Here is a 15,731-nt window from a genome sequence, read left to right as displayed (position 1 = left end):
GGTCCCTCAACTCCCCGCTTCTCACCAGCTTCTCACCAAGGCATAGACCGCCGGTGCGCCCAGGTTCAGGATCTCTTGGACCTGCTCAAGGGACAACATTCCGGGGAAGGACACCGGCGCCGGACCTCCATCTGATTTGGCCTCTTCTGTCCGCTTCGTCATGGGCTCTCCCCCCTGGCTCTGGTGCTGCATTTCGTCTTGTTCGTTGTCCGCGCCGTCGGCTCTCCTATCACCGCTGGGAGCCAGCGGGTTTTCGCCCCTTTACGCTTGTCGGCTTAGGCCGCCGGCTGCCTTCTTCGGCTTAGCCATCCGCCTCCCCTTGGCTGAGGCCTTCCATCGGGTTTCCGGGGTGATGCGCTGCAGCAGAGCGTCGTGGCCTTCCCGGAGGGCGACTGCCCGGGCCTCCGCGGTCACTGCCCGGGGCTCTGCCTCTGTGGCGGCGGCTGCTGCCTCACGCTCTGCGGAGCGTGCCTGGTCCAACTGCTCGCCCTGGCCCTCACGTCCTAGAACGAGCAGCTATTGCACCGAAAACTCCTAGCCTGCGGCCAGGAGGACACCTCAGGGCGGCTTCGCAGCGGCAGCAGGCTTCGGCGCAGATCCGGCAGTGCTCGTGCATCCCCCATGCTTTTCGGCGCAGGCCGCGCACGCTGCCCGGCAGGCCTTCAACGCCACAACGTGATAGGGCTCTGCCCGCCGGTCTGCCGGGTCAGGATATTCCCGCGGCCACAGAAGTCGGCGCAGTCCAAATCTGTCGGGATACAGTTGGCGAGCTCGGCGACCATGTCCTCGTCGAGACACGCGTCCGCGCAAGCCGTACATGTCTGGGCGCACTCGAAGCAGGCCGCAATACATTCGGCCAGGCTGTCTCGGCCCAGGGCAGTGTCCGCCTCGGGGCGGGCGTTGAGCATGGCACTGACGTGGTGGCTCCTGTCACTGGGCGAGGGGCCGCCGGAGCCGTTCCCGGCCGTCCCCTTCTCCCTAGACACGCCAGCGGTACGCCCAACAGGTCAGGAACCAGTCAGGAATCAGGCTATTAGGCGCCCGCTGGCCGGAACGTCATTCCCCCGTCCGTGGAGGAAACGATCCCGTCCGGGGTGGCCGCCCAGATCCAGGGAATGCCGTCCTCGCCCTTGACCGCGGCCACCGCCACCACCTGGGCATCGATGCGGCCCTTCTGCGTCCAGGTCCGCCCCCCGTCAGCGGAGTAGTGCACCGTACCGTCCGGTTCAACGCCCACGGCCTCGGCCGGGTTCGCGAAGGCGGCGAACTGGATCACCGGCCCGCCGTCCAACGGCTTCCACGTTGCGCCGGCGTCGGTGGAGCGCTGGATACCCTCCTCGGTGGTGGCCAGAACGGTGTCACTGCCGGGATGCCCGGCCAGGACCGCCGGGGCAAACCCGGCCGACGCGGTTGTCCAGGTCTTCCCGTCAGGGCTGGTGCGCAGCGTCCCATCGAAGGCAATAATGCCGGATTTAGTGATCGTCATGGCGTGGAAGTCGGATTCCCCCTGCCGGGAGAGCTGTTCCCAGGTTTTGCCGCCGTCGGAGGACTTCAGTAGACCCATCGGGTTGGGCAGATCCGATTCGGGGCCCGGGTGCCCGGAGGCGTAAAACGGGCCCTTGTCACCGACTGTGGTGAAGCCCATCAGGTCGTTGGTGTCACCGATTTTGGTGGCCGGGGACGTGGTGACGTCAAAGAGGCCGTCGTGGGTGGCCAGGAGTACCTGGCCGGTGTCACCGATGACGGTGAGTCCATGGACGTGGGAGCTCGGAAGGCCCGAGGCCGCAATGGACGGTGCGGTGCCGGCGCCCGGCCTATCGGTTGTTGAGCCCGGGGTGCAGGCGGACAGCGTAAACAGAAGGGCGGCGGCCGCGAGGGCAGCCCCGGGCAGGCGACGGGTAAAAGAGTGCAGGGGCACGGAAACTCCAAAGGGTGGACCGGGAAATGTCTGTGGGAGGGCCCGGCCCCCGGGAGGGGGCCGGTGCCGGATGTGTGCTTGCTACAGGGGGGCCAGCAGGTCTTTCATTTCCTGGATTTCGGCTTCCTGGGAGCTGACGATGTCCTTGCTGAGCTGGACCGCGTCGGCGTTTTTGCCGTTGGTGGTTTCGGTCTTGGCCATCATGACGGCGCCTTCATGGTGGGCGATCATCTGGGTAAGGAACAGCCTGGCGGCCTCGGTACCCTGCGCGGCCTCGAGTTTGGCCATGCCGTCCCCGCCCATCATCCCGGACATGCTGTGGGTCGAAGGCATGTTCGTGGGCATCACCGTGGGCTGGCCCCAGCTTTCAAGCCAGCCGGTCATTTTCTCGATCTCGGGGGCTTGGGCCGCTTTGATCTTGGCCGCCAGGAGGGTCACCGCGTCGGGAATGCCTTCTTTCTTGAGCATGATGTCGCTCATGGCCACCGCTTGGGTGTGGTGCGGGATCATCATCTGCGCGAACATGGTGTCCGCGTCGTTGAAGTCAGCCGAAGCTGCTGGAGCCGGGCTGGATGATATGCCGGAGCTGTCATGGTTTATGCCGGGCGTGATGCTTGCGTCCGGACTGGCTGTTTCAGGGCCGGCGGAGCACCCGGCGAGGGCGATGGCTGCGGCGATGGCGGCAGCGGAAATGGTCAGGGTTTTTTTCATGAAAATCGGGGTCCTCAAAAGTACCAGCGGCGCTTAGGGCGCCTTGGACGTTGCGTGCAGGGGCGGCCCGGCCGGAGGGCGGGGCTGCTTCATGCGTGCTGGTGGCTGGGCTGTGCGCCGGGACGGGACACGGCGCAAAAGTGCCGGTTTACGTACGGCTGATACAGAGGTCACCGGGGGAAGGGCTGTCCGGTGAGTATGAATAGTTCGTGCCGGCCGCAGCCCGGCCATCGAATTCCGGCAGCACGGATGGTGCTGTTCCCGGCATAGGGGCCGTCAGTGGCGTGTTTCCCGGTGACAGCACACAGGCGTTGTCCATCGCGGACATCTCGGGACAGAACCCTGCGACGGAACAGGAGGAAGAGGAGCCGGTTGCCGTTTCGGCAACTGCTGCCCCGTCCGGTACTCGTCCTGGCCCATGGCCGGCATTGCCGGTCGGGGCGCCGGACATCGGCGCCATGGCCGGGCCGGCAGCTGCTGCGGGCATGGCGGGCCCGGCGGGCATGTTGTGCGCATCGGTCATGATGTGCATGCCGAAAATCCCTGCGATGATGGCCAGTGCTGCGGTCAGAAGGCCTGCACGGAGGAGGAAAGCGGTGACGGGGCCGCGTGATACTGCGGTCACAACTTTCCTCCCTTCCACACCGGATCAATGGTTTTAAGCGTACCGGCAGGGGCTTCGTGCCGGTCACAGCCTTATGATCAACGTACCCGGGATGGATTCAGTTTCACCCTCCGCAGCAACTGGGCGTTCAGGGCCACCACAATCGGGGATACCGACATCAGCACAGCGCCCGCCGGGGGGAGAACACGCCGGCGAACGCCAGGACACCGGCGGCCAGATGAACCGCGAGGACGTTATAGCCTGTGGACCGGTTCTGGTGTTTGCCTTTATGGGTGAACCTTTGACGGGTACCGCCGGGGTGTCTGTTAGGGGTGTTCTACCCAGCAGGCCAGGATGGTGGTGGAGAGCTGGTAGGCCAGGGCGTTCCGGGTAATGTTTTCCGGCCCGAGGGTGGCGGGCAGGTTTGTGCCGTCCACGTGCAGGACGAAGCTGTCTTTTTGGAAGACCGCTGACCCGTCTGCGGTCTCATAGGCCGGGAAGCCCAGGTTGGCGAGTCCTTCGATGGGTTTGGCGTCCTTTGCAAGGCCCTGCATTGCATCGAAGGTTGTCCGTGCAGTTGCCTGGTCTTTATCTTCCTTGACGGAGATTTTCAGCGCGCCTTCGTCCAGGTGATAGGTGCAGGTGAAGGTGTTGTCGGCCCAGTCGTTGGCGGTGTGTGGATCCGCGTCCAGGTCCAGGATGGACTTGAGCCTGTCCATCGGTTGTTTCCCGCAGACCATTAGGGCAGCATCGCTGGGCCCGTCGATGGTCGCTTCGGGTGATGATGACCCCCCTGCGTTGTGCCCGCCGCCGTGGTTGCCGGCGTTCCCGGTCTCAGGCGGAGCTGCCGGTGTCGAGACGTTGGCCGGGGTGGACGCCGATCCGGCCGCTGTTGCGCAGCCGGAGAGCAGCAGGGCGGCCATGGTCAGGGAGGCCAGCAATAGCTTGTGCTGTTTCATTGCTCTTCTTCCGTCCTGGGGAAAATCTCCTCATACACGCGCGTGTGACGTTGGTGCCCTCGGGAAGGGGGCACCAGTACTTCGGAACAACTCCGGGAAAGGATGGGCGAGAATGTAAATTGCGTCACATATTCTCGGGCAGACCAGCTAGGCTTTGGCGCGTTTAGGAAGCTGAACCTGGCGTTGTGGGCGGTTGGGGCGCCGGGTGTTGGTCGCGGGCAGCTGCCCCGTGATCAGTCCTTGCTTCTCTGCAGCAGGGACATCGAAAGCAGCGGCCCGATAGCCGGATCTGGACAATCCGGTAATGGATGACCGGGGCCAAGGACGACAAAGCCACCGCGGAGGCGGCATCGAAAGCGGTCCGGGATCCGTTCCACGATTCGTGAATTTTCATGGCCGGACACGAGACTCACACAAGCACTGGACGTCCGTGGACCGAATCAACCGGTGTTCACAGGCAGTTTTTAGTTATCCACTCATCAACCTCGATCTTGGCGGCCACAAATTTATCGTAGTCAAAATCTTTCGCTTCGCCGCGTCCAAGATTCATCGTTGCTGCCAAATCCTTGAGCTTCGCCTCCAACTCCGGTATAGCCGACGCGTCGACGTCTTCAACCTTCTTTATGGCCTCATCCAGCGCTTCCGGCGCTCCCTCACGCTTGGACAAGATCAACGGCGGAAAATAGTTGAACGACTCCTGTTGAGCAAGAAGGTCCCCGCAGACTTCGCTTCCCGCCAAACTGTTGGGACTGGACTCCGGCGATGGAAGCACCGATGCGCTTGGAGCTGCTTCGGATTCTGCGTTTCCACCTGAGCAGCCGACAACCAGCCATGAGAGACACAACAGCATCGCAGATGTCTTCACTGCCCGGAACTTAGTTGTCGAGATCATTTGCATCGTCGGTTCACTTTGCTTCCGTCGTTTGGGGCGGGACCGCACGGCATTCCTAGCGGGCAGTTCATCCGACACATTCGTGTCGCGCTGCTCGCCATCCCGGACGCTTCTCATTATGCTACTGCCGGCACCGGGGCTGGATGCTCCTGCGCGTCGAAACCGACGAAACCGTATGCGGGTGCCCGCGGCTGCGGAGTCGTCGTGGCCGACCGTGGACGCCGCAGGGTCCGGTCGCACGGGTTTCGGGAGGCCACTGTGGTAGCCGTGTCGGTGACCATACCGGAAGACCGTGCCGGTGCAGGTGCTTCCAGCACGGCGAGCGGGAGTTCGCGGTGGACCCACTCGCATTGCATCCTTAACGATCACAGCGAGACGACTTTGACGCGACGCCGAATGAGCCAGCGGACGGCTGGTATGCGGTGAAGAACTCCAGAACCAGACCGACTTGCATGAGGAAGAAGAAGCTGATGTCGGTAGGGGCCGGCATGAAATTGCCGAATTGCATGAAAAGCATCCATCCGCCCATGCCGGTGTCGAAGGCGAGGACAGTGACGATGGCGGTCAGCAAGGCGGTGCCGGCACTCTTTCCGCCCTGGCCCGCCGTGGTCGGTTGATACGCTCAGGCACCTGTGATGCCATCACAGCCCGGAGTAGGAATGCAAGCCGTTGAAGAACTGGTTCACGATGGTGAAGTTGAACACCACACACAGGTAGCCGACGATGGACAGCCAGGCTGCACGGGTGCCCGTCCATCCCCTGGTGGCGCGGGCGTGGAGATAGCCGGCGTAGACCACCCAGATCACGAAGGTCCAGACTTCCTTGGTGTCCCAGCCCCAGAAGCGGCCCCAGGCCTTCTCGGCCCAGATAGCACCGAACATGAGGGTGAAGGTCCAACCGATGAAACCGAGCGCGTTGATGCGGTAGGAGAGGTTCTCCAGGCTAAGCGCCGAAGGAACGAGGCGCATGAAGCCGAGCTTGTCCTTTCCGCCGGCAGCCACCGATTTTTGCCGGTGGGACTGGACCAGCTGCAGGGCGGACATCGCGAAGGTCAGGGTGAACAGTGCCGAGGAGAGCACGGCGATGGAGACATGGATGATCAGCCAGTAGCTCTGCAGGGCCGGAACGAGGTGGCCCACTGGAGTCCAGTAGGCCACCGAGGCGGCCACCTGCATGATGATGACCAGGCCCACCACGAAGGTTCCCAGGAACCGCAGGTCACGACGGATCAGCGCGAGCAGGAACACAGCCACGGCGGCGAAGGCGCCGGTGGTGAGGAATTCGTACATGTTCCCCCACGGCACCCGACCCGCACCGAGGGCCCGGGTCAAGACTCCGGCGCCGTGGATCAGGGCGCCCAGCACAGTCAGGGCCACACCGATGCGCGCCGGCATGCGCTGCTCCGGGGCGTAGCCCATGCCGGGCTCGGCGGTTTGTCCTGCACCGGCCGCGTCCGCTCCTGTTTGACGGGCTGCTGAGCTGGGGCGTTCGGCAATGCCGGCCGGTCCGCCAACGCCGGAGGCCGCGCGGTCCGCGGCGGCGCTGGTTCCCGCGCTGACCGGAACCCTGGCTGGCCGGGAGGCCAGGGCGGGCGCGGCGGATGCGGCTCTGAGGTCCACCGTCCGCAGGGCCTTGCTGCTGCGGGCCAGGTCCCAGGCGAAGGCGATGAACGCCACGGTGTAGGTGCCTGCGGCCAGGAGCATGAACAGCTCACTGTACTGACCCATTGTTTCGTTGATCTCCGACATTAGTGCTCCTTCGGTGAGCGGGCAGGGACGGTGGCCGCAGCGGGGCGGGACTCGGTCAGGTTCCAGCGGGCGCCGAGCCGCGCACGGATCGCGGTGGCTTCGGGCGCGAGCCGGTGGTCTTCGCCGCGGGCCAGCAGCCCGTATTCGATCATGGTCCGCCCGTCCTCGTGGGCGCCGGCACGGAGCCAGACACGGCGGCGGTTCACATACAGGGAGACGATCAGCCCGGCGGTGGCGATCAGGGAAAAGACCAGGACACCGGCCTGGCCGGGGTCGGTGCGGATGTCCACCCCGATGTAGCGTTTGAGCCCGTCGAAACTGATCGAACCTTTGCCCTCCGGGAGGGTGTAGCTCTGCCCGGCGTCCAGGACAATGCCGCCGGCCGGACGATCACGGCCGTTAAGCTGGGTCAGGTTCTGCACGTCCAGGTTGTAGACGTTCTGGGGTTTGCCTGTGTCCAGCCCGAGGTCACCGTAGTAGGAGTTCAGGTTCAGTTGCGGGTTCAGCGGGTCCGGGTCGAAGCTGTAGGACACACCCTCCTGGTTCTTGATGGCCGAGGGCAGGAAGAACCCGACGAAACCCAGCTGGGAAGGCGCGGCGTCCGGGACCTTGAGGACAATGCTGGAGGTGTAGACGGCGTCGTTGGGCACGGACACGACGGGGCCGCTGAACGCGGTGTTCCCGTCACCGTCCTTGACGGTGATGATGGGTGCGTAGCCGTTGCCGACGAGGAAGATTCCGGTCCCGCCGAAGTAGACCGGTTCGTTGACTTTCAGGACCTGCTGTTGCGGGGCGGCATCAGGGCTTTCCCTGGTCGTCAGGGCGGCTTTGAAGTCGATGGGCTGCCCGAACTGCCTAATGGATTCGCGGTCGAAGCGGACCTCGAACTTGTCCAGGGTGAGGGCGAACGGGTCCAGCCAGTCGGACTGGAAGTTGGTGCCGGGCGTGAAGTTGTCGTAGCCGACAAGGGTGTTGACGAAGGTGTCGCCTTCGATGATAATTTTTTGGCCCCGGTAGCCGAACAATCCGCCGATCGCCACGGAAACCAGCACGCCGATCAGGGCGGTGTGGAAGACGAGGTTGCCGACTTCCCGCAGCAGTCCCCGTTCGGCCCCCAGTGAGGGCATCGGGCCGTCAGCGTCCCGGATGTCGACCCGGTAGCCGCGTTTCTTTAGAACCTCCGCTGCGTCCCGGACGGCGTCGCCCGGGCTGACAGCGGCGTTCGCCGGCAGCACGAGCGTGCCGTATTCGGGCAGCCGGGACAGCCGCCGGGGAGTGCGCGGCGGGGCTGAGCGCAGGGCCTTCCAGTGGGCCCGTGCCCTGGGGATCACGCATCCGATCAAGGAGATGAACAACAGGATGTAGATTGCCGAGAACCAGGCCGAGGAATAGACATCGAAAAGCTGGAGCGAGTCAAGGATTTTCCCGTACTCCGGGCGGTCCTTGATGTACTGCGTGACCAGGGCAGGGTTTGCCGGACGCTGCGGGAACAACGAGCCGGGCACGGCGACCACGGCCAGCAAAAGCAGGAGAAAGATCGCTGTCCGCATGCTCGTCAGCTGCGTCCATGCCCAGCGCAGCATTCCGGCGGGACCCAGCGGCGCAGGAACTGGGGCTGCCGCAGTGTCCGTTGCGTCAGATGAGGACATCGCTGCCTTCCGGTCGGTTTCATCAAAAGCGGGCACAGGTCTGGTAACCCGCAGTTCTACCATACGTAGAATTAGCAGAAGGGGCTCCTGCGCTTCAGGGAGCCTCGTCCTGATAATATCGCCTAAAGACGATTGAACCGATTCCGGTTAAGCCTTGCGCTCGAAAAGCCATCGCGGGAAACGGGGGCGGGCCGGGAACGGTTTCTGCGGGTGTGGAGCTCCCCAGCGGTCTGGCTTGATCCGCCAAGGAAGCAGTGAGCGTGATGCCCCTTTTGGAAACCCACGAACGAGGAAGTCATCCCATGAATACCCCATCCGGCGGCGGCCTGGCCCGGCGCAGCATCCTGACAGGTTTGGCCGCAGTGGCCTCCCTCGGCCTGGCCGCCTGCGCCGGACCCGATCCGCTCGCCGAGCAGGCGGCGGCAGGGGATAACAAGAACTACATTGCCGGTGACGGATCGGTGCAGGAATACGCCGAGGAGTCACGGGGGGCTCCGGTGGCTTTGAACGCGACCCTTTATGACGGCACGCCTGTCAACTCCAGTGACTGGTCCGGTTCGGTCACGGTACTTAATTTCTGGTACGCGGCCTGCGCCCCGTGCCGTGTCGAGGCCCCGCACCTGGAAGCGCTGTACCAGGAGTTCGCCCCGCAGGGAGTGTTGTTCTACGGCGTTAACGTCCGGGATGAAAAGCCGACCGCGGAAGCTTTCGAGCGGACCTTCGGCGTGACGTATCCAAGCGTGCAGGACAAGGACGGCAAGGTGCTGCTCGCCATGACCCGCTTCGTTCCGCCCCAGGCGGTCCCGACCACCCTCGTGCTGGACAAAAAGGGCCGTGTCGCGGCCAGAATCCTGGGCGGACTCGACAAGAGCACCCTGAAAGCCCTGATCACTTCCACACTCAACCCCTAGAAAAAACTGGGATGCCGTTTTAGGCTGCCTCCCCAGCCCTCCCGTACAGGGGTGCGCTGGGATTTCCCGAATATTCCAGCCACCTGCGCATATCCTGAAGGCCGGTCATGCGTGCACGGGAATCGGTGGAGCGTCTCGGCCACCGTACCCGCCCAGGACCTGAGCATCGGCCTCACCCGGGTGCCCGCGCTGCCCGGAAGCGGCGTCATTCTCTCCGGACGCCCCGGACCGCACCAACACCGCTCCGCATACCCCCTTCCACGGGCCATGCGCGGACTGGCTCCGACCTGCATTCAGGAGACCATGGAGGGCTTGCGTCTGGCACATATCTGCAAGCTTAGATATCATCGGCATATGACGATTGATATGAGGAGCGGCACCCGGTTGGATCCGGCCGCCGCGTTGTTCCATTCTTTGGCGGACCCGGCCCGCCTGGCCATCGTAAAGCGCATTGCCCAGGGTGAGGTCAGGGTCGGTGACCTCACCCAGGTACTGGGTCTGGCGCAGTCCACGGTTTCAGCGCATGTGGCCTGCCTGCGGGACTGTGGGCTGGTGACGGGCCGGATGGAGGGCCGGAAGGTGTTCTATTCGCTGACCCGGCCTGAGCTGATCGACGTTTTGGCCCAGGCTGAGATCCTTCTGGCCGCGACGGGCAACGCGGTCAGCCTGTGCCCGGTTTACGGTGACGCGTCCTGCGACGCCGCAACCACCAAAGGGGAGCAACTGTGAGTGACGCCTGCTGCGGCGATGACAAGCCGGTAACAGAAGAAGGTCAGGAAGAGGCGGAGGGTTTCTGGCAGGTGACCGAGGTCCGCGCTGCCGCGGTCTCCGGCGCTCTGCTGCTGGTCGCCTGGATCGCTTCGCTGCTGGACGCGTCCGAGTGGGTCACCCTGCCGCTGGAGGGTGCGGCGCTGCTGGTCGCGGGGTGGACGTTCGTTCCCTCAACTCTGCGCCGGCTGGCCAAGGGCAAGATCGGTGTCGGCACGCTGATGACGATCGCCGCAGCGGGCGCCGTTGCCTTGGGCCAGGTCGAGGAAGCGGCGATGCTGGCCTTCCTGTATGCCATCTCCGAGGGGCTGGAGGAATACTCGGTGGCCCGCACCCGGCGCGGGCTGCGGGCGCTGCTGGACCTGGTCCCGGCTGAGGCCCGGGTCCTGCGCAACGGAACCGAAGTCACCGTCGCCCCGTCCGGGCTGGTGCTGGGTGAGACCATGATCGTGCGCCCGGGCGAACGGCTGGCCACCGACGGGCGCGTCCTGACCGGGCGCACCTCCCTGGACACGTCGGCCCTGACCGGCGAATCAGTCCCGGTCGAAGCAGGACCGGGCAGCGACGTCTACGCCGGCTCGATCAACGGCACCGGCCCGCTCGAGGTCGAGGTCACCAGCACCGCGGAGAACAACTCCTTGGCCCGGATCGTGCACATCGTGGAGGCCGAGCAGTCCCGCAAGGGCCCCGGCCAGCGCCTGGCCGACTCCATCGCCAAAAAGTTGGTCCCGGGCATCCTGATCGCCGCCGTGCTGATTTCCGTCTATGGCTTCATCGTGGGCGAGCCGCTCCTGTGGATCGAACGTGCCCTGGTGGTCCTGGTGGCAGCCTCACCGTGTGCCCTGGCCATCTCCGTGCCCGTGACCGTAGTCGCCGCCGTCGGTGCGGCCAGCCGGATGGGCGTCCTGATCAAGGGCGGCGGAGCCCTGGAAACCCTGGGCAAAATCCGCACCATCGCATTGGACAAGACCGGAACCCTGACCCGCAACAAACCCGCCGTGATCGAGGTTGCCGCCACCGCCTCCTCCACCCGGGAACGGGTGCTGGCCGTTGCCGCCGGCCTGGAGGAACGCAGCGAACACCCGCTCGCCCGGGCCATCCTCGCCGCCGCCACGGACCGGGTCACCGTCATCGGTCTGGACACGGTCCCCGGGGCCGGGCTCGAAGGGACCATCGACGGGCACAGCGCCCGGCTTGGCAGGCCCGGGTGGATCGCCCCCGGGGCGCTGCAGGACACCGTCCGGCGGATGCAGGCCGGCGGTTCGACAGCGGTCCTGGTTGAGGAGAACTCCGTCCTCATTGGCGCCGTGGCCGTACGCGATGAACTTCGCCCGGAGGCCGCAGCCGTCATTGAACGGCTGAGCCGCGCCGGTTACACCACGGCGATGCTCACCGGTGACAACCGGCTTACCGCCGAGGCCCTGGGGAAGGCAGCGGGCATCACCGAAGTCCACGCCGACCTGCGCCCCGAAGACAAGGCGGACATCATCCGCACCCTGAAGGGGCGGCAGCCGACCGCCATGGTCGGTGACGGTGTGAACGACGCCCCTGCCCTGGCGACCGCCGATACCGGCATCGCGATGGGCGCGATGGGCACCGATGTGGCCATCGAAACCGCCGACGTCGCGCTGATGGGCGAGGACCTGCACCACCTGCCCCAGGTGCTGGAGCACGCCCGCCGCACCCGGCGCATCATGTTCCAGAACGTGGGCCTGTCCCTGGTCCTGATCGCGGTGCTGATCCCGCTGGCCCTGTTCGGGATCCTGGGACTGGCAGCGGTGGTCCTGATCCACGAACTGGCCGAAATCGTCGTCATCGCCAACGGTGTCCGCGCCGGCCGGGTCAGCAAGTACGGCACCATCCCGGTCACCCAGGACACCGTCCCCAGCCTGGAACCGGCCCGGTGAGCCAACTGGCACCGGTGCGGACCAGCGCCCCGCCCCGGCCGTGGAGACGGCGGGGCGGGCTGCTGATCGGCGCGCTCCTGCTCGCCGGAGCCGATCTGTTCATCAAGGCACAGGCGGAAGCCAACCTCGCCCGGGGCGAGGTGATCGAGACGCCGCTGCTGACGATCAAGCTTCTGTACAACACGGGGGTGGCCTTCAGCCTCGGCGCGGCCCTGCCCACCGGCGTTGTCGTGGCCGGTACCGGGGTCGTCATCGCCGCGCTGCTGTCCTGGCTGACCGTCAGCGCCCCGAAGATGTCCAGGACCTCCTTTGCCGGCGGAATCCTTGTCGCCGGCGGGGGCATCGGGAACTTCATTGACCGGCTCGACGGGCGCGGGGTCGTGGATTATCTGCACAGCGGATGGTTCCCGACGTTCAACCTCGCCGACGTCTTCGTCACCGTCGGCGTCGCCGTCCTGGTCCTGGGAACGTTGCTGCCCGGGAAGGACCCGGAGAACAGGGCGTGAATCTGGGCGGGTACTTCGCCGAGGCCGTGCAGTCCGGAGCCCTGCTCCTGGCCGTGCCTCTGGCGGTCATTGCCGGTCTGGTCTCGTTCATCTCACCCTGCGTCCTGCCCCTGCTCCCGGGCTATCTGGGCTACGTCTCCGGTCTCGCCGGAACCGATGAAAAGGCCGCACGCCGGCGGACCACCGCCGGCGTGGGGCTCTTCATCCTCGGCTTCGCCGCGGTCTTCACCCTGTACGGTGCGGCGTTCGGGACCATCGGGTCCTGGCTGGTGAGCTGGAGCGATGAGATCACCCGCGTCCTGGGCGCGGTCGTCATCGTCATGGGTGTGGCACTGTCCGGGAAGATCCCGTTCCTGCAGAGCACGGCCAAACTGGCCTGGAAACCGAACACCGGCCTGGCTGGCGCCCCGCTGCTGGGCATCGGGTTCGGGCTGGGCTGGACCCCCTGCATCGGCCCGACCCTCAGCGCCGTGCTGGCGCTGAGCACCACCACCGGGTCGGCCTGGCGCGGGGCGCTGCTCGGCTTCGCGTACTGCATCGGCCTGGGCATCCCGTTCCTCCTCGTCGCCCGCGGATTCAGCTGGGTCACCGGCACCCTGGGCTTCGTCCGCCGAAACATCAGGACCTTCAACCTCGCAGGAGCCGCGACCCTGGTCCTGATCGGCGTCCTGATGGTCTCCGGTGTTTGGACCACCTGGATCCTGAGCCTGCAGAACCTGATCGGAACCTTCACCACGCCCATCTGATCCACCCCGCCGGAATGAAACCCGTCAGGGGCCCACCGAGAGGTGCACGACCAATGCTTGGCATCATCGCAGCGGCGGCAGCCATGTTCGCCGCCACGAACATTGACGACATCGTCGTGCTGACCGTCCTGTTCCTTGCCTCCTCGAAAGGCCGGCCCCGGCCCTGGGAGATCGTCGGCGGGCAGTACCTGGGATTCATCACCCTGGTCGGCATCAGCGTTCTGGCCGCCCTGGGGCTGACGCTTGTCCCGGACGAATGGGTCGGCTGGCTCGGCCTGGTCCCTTTGGGAATCGGCGTCATCGGCCTGATCCGTTTCCTGCGCCAACGCGGGGAAGAGGAGGAAGAAACTGCCATCAGCGCAGTCGGCCTGCTCAGCGTCGCCGGTATCACCATCGCCAACGGCGCGGACAACATCGCCATCTATACCCCGATCTTCCGGACCATGGCGCCGCAGGACACCGTGGTCACCATCATTGTGTTCCTGATCCTTGTTGCCGTCTGGTGCGCACTGGGACGCGTTGTAGGCACGCACCCCAAAGTCACCGAAAACCTGGAGAAGATAGAACACTGGCTGGTCCCTGCGGTGTTCATCGGGCTGGGCCTGTTCATCCTCATCAGCTCCGGCGTCCTCACCCGGCTGTTCAACGCCTGAGAAATCACGAGTCGTGAGAGGAGAACACTGCCAGGGTCAGGAGGAACCATAAGAGAGACACCTATCGGGCTGTTACTCGATGCCCGGGCGGCCCGGAAACGAGGCAGCGCTGCGATCCTGGAACGTCAACGGGAACGACTGGCAGAGATCGTCACCTACGCACGGACACGCTCCCCGTACTACCGCCGGCTCTATCAGGGCCTGCCGGCCCGGATCACCGACCCGGGACTGCTGCCCGCGACGACGAAGGCCGCACTGATGGCCATTTCGATGACTGGGTCACAGACCCAGCCGTGACACTGGAGGAAATGCAGTCGTTCGTCGCTGACACATCACTGGTCGGCGCAAAATTCCTCAACCGGTACACGGTCGCTACGACATCCGGTACGACCGGCACCCGGGGAATCTTCCTGCTCGACACCAGATCCCTGGCCGTGGCCAAGGCCCTGACATTCCACATGCTCAGTTCCTGGCTCACCCCGGCCGACATCAAAGAGATCATCCGTCGGCGCGGGCGGACCGCCATGGTCATCGCCACCGGCGGCCACTTCGCCTCAGCAGCAGCCGCGGCCGCGCTCCAAAACGGGCCAGGCAGGCAACGCGTGGCTGTGTTCCCGGTCCAGACACCGATGCCGGACCTCGTCGCCCAACTGGACAGCTGCCGCCCGGCCCTTCTAGCCCCCTACGCCTCCACCGGCCGGCTGCTGGCCTTGGAGCAGGAAGCAGGACGGCTGAACATCCACCCCGTTGCCGTTATTCTCTCCGCCGAGGGACTGCCTGCTGGAGACTACGCCAGGATCGGCGCAGCGTTCGGAGCCAAGGTCCTCCACAGCTACGCAGCGACCGAATGCCCCTTTCTGAGCTACAGCTGCCGGGAAGGCTGGCTTCACATCAACAGCGACTGGGTCATCCTTGAACCGGTCGACGCCAACCACAAACCTGTCCCGCCCGGCCAGCCCTCGCACACAGTGCTGCTGAGCAACCTGGCCAACCGCATACAACCCATCCTGCGCTACGACCTGGGAGACAGCGTCACCACAAGGACGGACCCGTGCCCGTGCGGGGACCTGACGCCGGCCATACACGTACAGGGACGAACAGCGGAGCTGCTGACCTTCCCGGGAAGCGCCGGGCTCCCCGTTCCAGTGACACCCCTGACGCTGAGTACGGCGCTGGACAAAGTTCACGGCCTCACTAAAGGTCAGATCATCCAAACAGGACCCCAGAGCCTCACCCTCCGGCTACAGCCCGCTGCTGGTGCGGATCCTGCGAGGATCTTCGAAGCAGCCCGATCCGAAATCGCCGCCGTGCTGACCAGCCACGGACTGGGCAACGTCACCCTAACCAGAGACCCCGGTCCTCCGCGCCTCACCCCAGGCGGCAAACACCGCACAGTCATCCCGCTGCCCCCGTAGGGCAGGCCAGTTATCCCGAACTACGCGGCGTTCCTGGTGGTGATGGTCCCGCCCGGAATGGCTGCCGCGGCGGGCCGGCGGATTGGACGCCGCCAGTGCCAAGGCCGTGATCTTCAGCGGCGCAACACGCAACTCCTTGGTCGTACTCCCCCTGGTCCTGGCCCTTCCCGAGCCGCTCGCCCTGGTATCCCTCGTCGTCGTCACCCAGACATCATTAGTGGAGCTCATCGGGATGGTGGCGTACGTCAAGATCGTCCCCTGGATCATCATGACGGACCGACCCCTCCAGCTAAGTCGCATCCCATCCCCATAGGCGGCGGCTGGTGCTGGTACTCAGGCTTCAC

Annotated in this window: 17 protein-coding genes and 1 pseudogene; 8 read left to right on the top strand and 10 right to left on the bottom strand. The window is 65.3% G+C overall.

Features of this window, described 5'->3' with window-relative positions:
* Positions 1 to 261 precede the first annotated feature (261 nt).
* From AC4BCK_RS00960 to resB, 10 genes and pseudogenes are all read right to left on the bottom strand, one after another.
* A complete protein-coding gene (locus AC4BCK_RS00960) occupies positions 262 to 480 on the bottom strand; it encodes a hypothetical protein (protein ID WP_366372504.1) in 219 nt (72 codons plus the stop codon).
* A 16-nt stretch (positions 481 to 496) separates the two neighbouring features.
* Positions 497 to 908, bottom strand: a pseudogene (locus AC4BCK_RS00955) (four-helix bundle copper-binding protein).
* 125 nt (positions 909 to 1,033) lie between these two features.
* Positions 1,034 to 1,912 carry a F510_1955 family glycosylhydrolase gene (locus AC4BCK_RS00950; RefSeq protein ID WP_400511926.1) on the bottom strand — a complete coding sequence of 293 codons (879 nt, stop codon included), beginning with the start codon at positions 1,910 to 1,912 and terminating at the stop codon, positions 1,034 to 1,036.
* Positions 1,913 to 1,999: 87 nt separating this feature from the next.
* Complete coding sequence (locus tag AC4BCK_RS00945; RefSeq protein WP_363936540.1) at positions 2,000 to 2,629, bottom strand: DUF305 domain-containing protein; 630 nt, start codon at positions 2,627 to 2,629, stop codon at positions 2,000 to 2,002.
* Positions 2,630 to 2,777: 148 nt separating this feature from the next.
* A complete protein-coding gene (locus AC4BCK_RS00940; RefSeq protein WP_363936537.1) occupies positions 2,778 to 3,254 on the bottom strand; it encodes a hypothetical protein in 477 nt (158 codons plus the stop codon).
* A 305-nt stretch (positions 3,255 to 3,559) separates the two neighbouring features.
* A complete protein-coding gene (locus AC4BCK_RS00935) occupies positions 3,560 to 4,192 on the bottom strand; it encodes a hypothetical protein (RefSeq protein ID WP_363936535.1) in 633 nt (210 codons plus the stop codon).
* A gap of 451 nt (positions 4,193 to 4,643) precedes the next feature.
* Entirely contained in the window at positions 4,644 to 5,090 is a 447-nt protein-coding gene (locus AC4BCK_RS00930; protein WP_366280037.1) for a hypothetical protein, read from the bottom strand.
* A 352-nt stretch (positions 5,091 to 5,442) separates the two neighbouring features.
* The gene (locus tag AC4BCK_RS00925) at positions 5,443 to 5,655 is read right to left on the bottom strand and encodes a hypothetical protein (protein ID WP_251421449.1); all 213 of its coding nucleotides are present in this window, start codon (positions 5,653 to 5,655) and stop codon (positions 5,443 to 5,445) included.
* Between the two features lie 70 nt (positions 5,656 to 5,725).
* Entirely contained in the window at positions 5,726 to 6,832 is a 1,107-nt protein-coding gene (gene ccsB / locus AC4BCK_RS00920) for a c-type cytochrome biogenesis protein CcsB (RefSeq protein WP_251421447.1), read from the bottom strand.
* Entirely contained in the window at positions 6,832 to 8,481 is a 1,650-nt protein-coding gene (gene resB, locus AC4BCK_RS00915) for a cytochrome c biogenesis protein ResB (RefSeq protein ID WP_251421444.1), read from the bottom strand. The genes ccsB and resB overlap by 1 nt, the downstream gene beginning before the upstream one ends.
* A 302-nt stretch (positions 8,482 to 8,783) precedes the next feature.
* Between resB and AC4BCK_RS00910 the strand changes: the two genes are divergently transcribed.
* The 8 genes from AC4BCK_RS00910 to AC4BCK_RS00875 all read left to right on the top strand — a co-directional run bounded on the left by AC4BCK_RS00910 (position 8,784) and on the right by AC4BCK_RS00875 (position 15,700).
* Entirely contained in the window at positions 8,784 to 9,392 is a 609-nt protein-coding gene (locus AC4BCK_RS00910) for a TlpA family protein disulfide reductase (protein ID WP_251421441.1), read from the top strand.
* A gap of 354 nt (positions 9,393 to 9,746) precedes the next feature.
* On the top strand, positions 9,747 to 10,121 hold the full coding sequence (locus tag AC4BCK_RS00905; protein WP_251421439.1) for an ArsR/SmtB family transcription factor: 375 nt from the start codon (positions 9,747 to 9,749) through the stop codon (positions 10,119 to 10,121).
* Positions 10,118 to 12,067 carry a heavy metal translocating P-type ATPase gene (locus AC4BCK_RS00900; RefSeq protein WP_363936530.1) on the top strand — a complete coding sequence of 650 codons (1,950 nt, stop codon included), beginning with the start codon at positions 10,118 to 10,120 and terminating at the stop codon, positions 12,065 to 12,067. Before AC4BCK_RS00905 ends, AC4BCK_RS00900 begins: the two co-directional genes overlap by 4 nt.
* Complete coding sequence (lspA, locus tag AC4BCK_RS00895) at positions 12,064 to 12,573, top strand: signal peptidase II (protein WP_251421433.1); 510 nt, start codon at positions 12,064 to 12,066, stop codon at positions 12,571 to 12,573. The genes AC4BCK_RS00900 and lspA overlap by 4 nt, the downstream gene beginning before the upstream one ends.
* Positions 12,570 to 13,319, top strand: a complete 750-nt coding sequence (locus AC4BCK_RS00890) for a cytochrome c biogenesis CcdA family protein (RefSeq protein ID WP_251421429.1) — start codon at positions 12,570 to 12,572, stop codon at positions 13,317 to 13,319. Before lspA ends, AC4BCK_RS00890 begins: the two co-directional genes overlap by 4 nt.
* 53 nt (positions 13,320 to 13,372) lie before the next feature.
* On the top strand, positions 13,373 to 13,972 hold the full coding sequence (locus AC4BCK_RS00885) for a cadmium resistance transporter (protein ID WP_251421426.1): 600 nt from the start codon (positions 13,373 to 13,375) through the stop codon (positions 13,970 to 13,972).
* Positions 13,973 to 14,280: 308 nt separating this feature from the next.
* Positions 14,281 to 15,387 (top strand): phenylacetate--CoA ligase family protein, encoded by a 1,107-nt coding sequence (locus AC4BCK_RS00880; RefSeq protein WP_364423793.1) that lies wholly within the window; start codon positions 14,281 to 14,283, stop codon positions 15,385 to 15,387.
* 82 nt (positions 15,388 to 15,469) lie between these two features.
* Positions 15,470 to 15,700, top strand: a complete 231-nt coding sequence (locus AC4BCK_RS00875; RefSeq protein ID WP_309296832.1) for a hypothetical protein — start codon at positions 15,470 to 15,472, stop codon at positions 15,698 to 15,700.
* Positions 15,701 to 15,731: the final 31 nt, after the last annotated feature.

The sequence above is a fragment of the Pseudarthrobacter sp. As-47 genome, from assembly GCF_058215595.1.
The sequence above is the reverse complement of the archived record's forward strand: the minus strand, read 5'-3'. Positions and strand labels throughout refer to the sequence as shown.

Bases quoted from the DNA above. Each gene is read 5' to 3' on its own strand.
- AC4BCK_RS00945 (WP_363936540.1), bottom strand. From the start codon at position 2,629: ATGAAAAAAACCCTGACCATTTCCGCTGCCGCCATCGCCGCAGCCATC.
- AC4BCK_RS00935 (WP_363936535.1), bottom strand. From the start codon at position 4,192: ATGAAACAGCACAAGCTATTGCTGGCCTCCCTGACCATGGCCGCCCTG.
- AC4BCK_RS00930 (WP_366280037.1), bottom strand. From the start codon at position 5,090: ATGCAAATGATCTCGACAACTAAGTTCCGGGCAGTGAAGACATCTGCG.
- ccsB (WP_251421447.1), bottom strand. From the start codon at position 6,832: ATGTCGGAGATCAACGAAACAATGGGTCAGTACAGTGAGCTGTTCATG.
- resB (WP_251421444.1), bottom strand. From the start codon at position 8,481: ATGTCCTCATCTGACGCAACGGACACTGCGGCAGCCCCAGTTCCTGCG.
- AC4BCK_RS00910 (WP_251421441.1), top strand. From the start codon at position 8,784: ATGAATACCCCATCCGGCGGCGGCCTGGCCCGGCGCAGCATCCTGACA.
- AC4BCK_RS00905 (WP_251421439.1), top strand. From the start codon at position 9,747: ATGACGATTGATATGAGGAGCGGCACCCGGTTGGATCCGGCCGCCGCG.
- AC4BCK_RS00885 (WP_251421426.1), top strand. From the start codon at position 13,373: ATGCTTGGCATCATCGCAGCGGCGGCAGCCATGTTCGCCGCCACGAAC.
- AC4BCK_RS00880 (WP_364423793.1), top strand. From the start codon at position 14,281: ATGCAGTCGTTCGTCGCTGACACATCACTGGTCGGCGCAAAATTCCTC.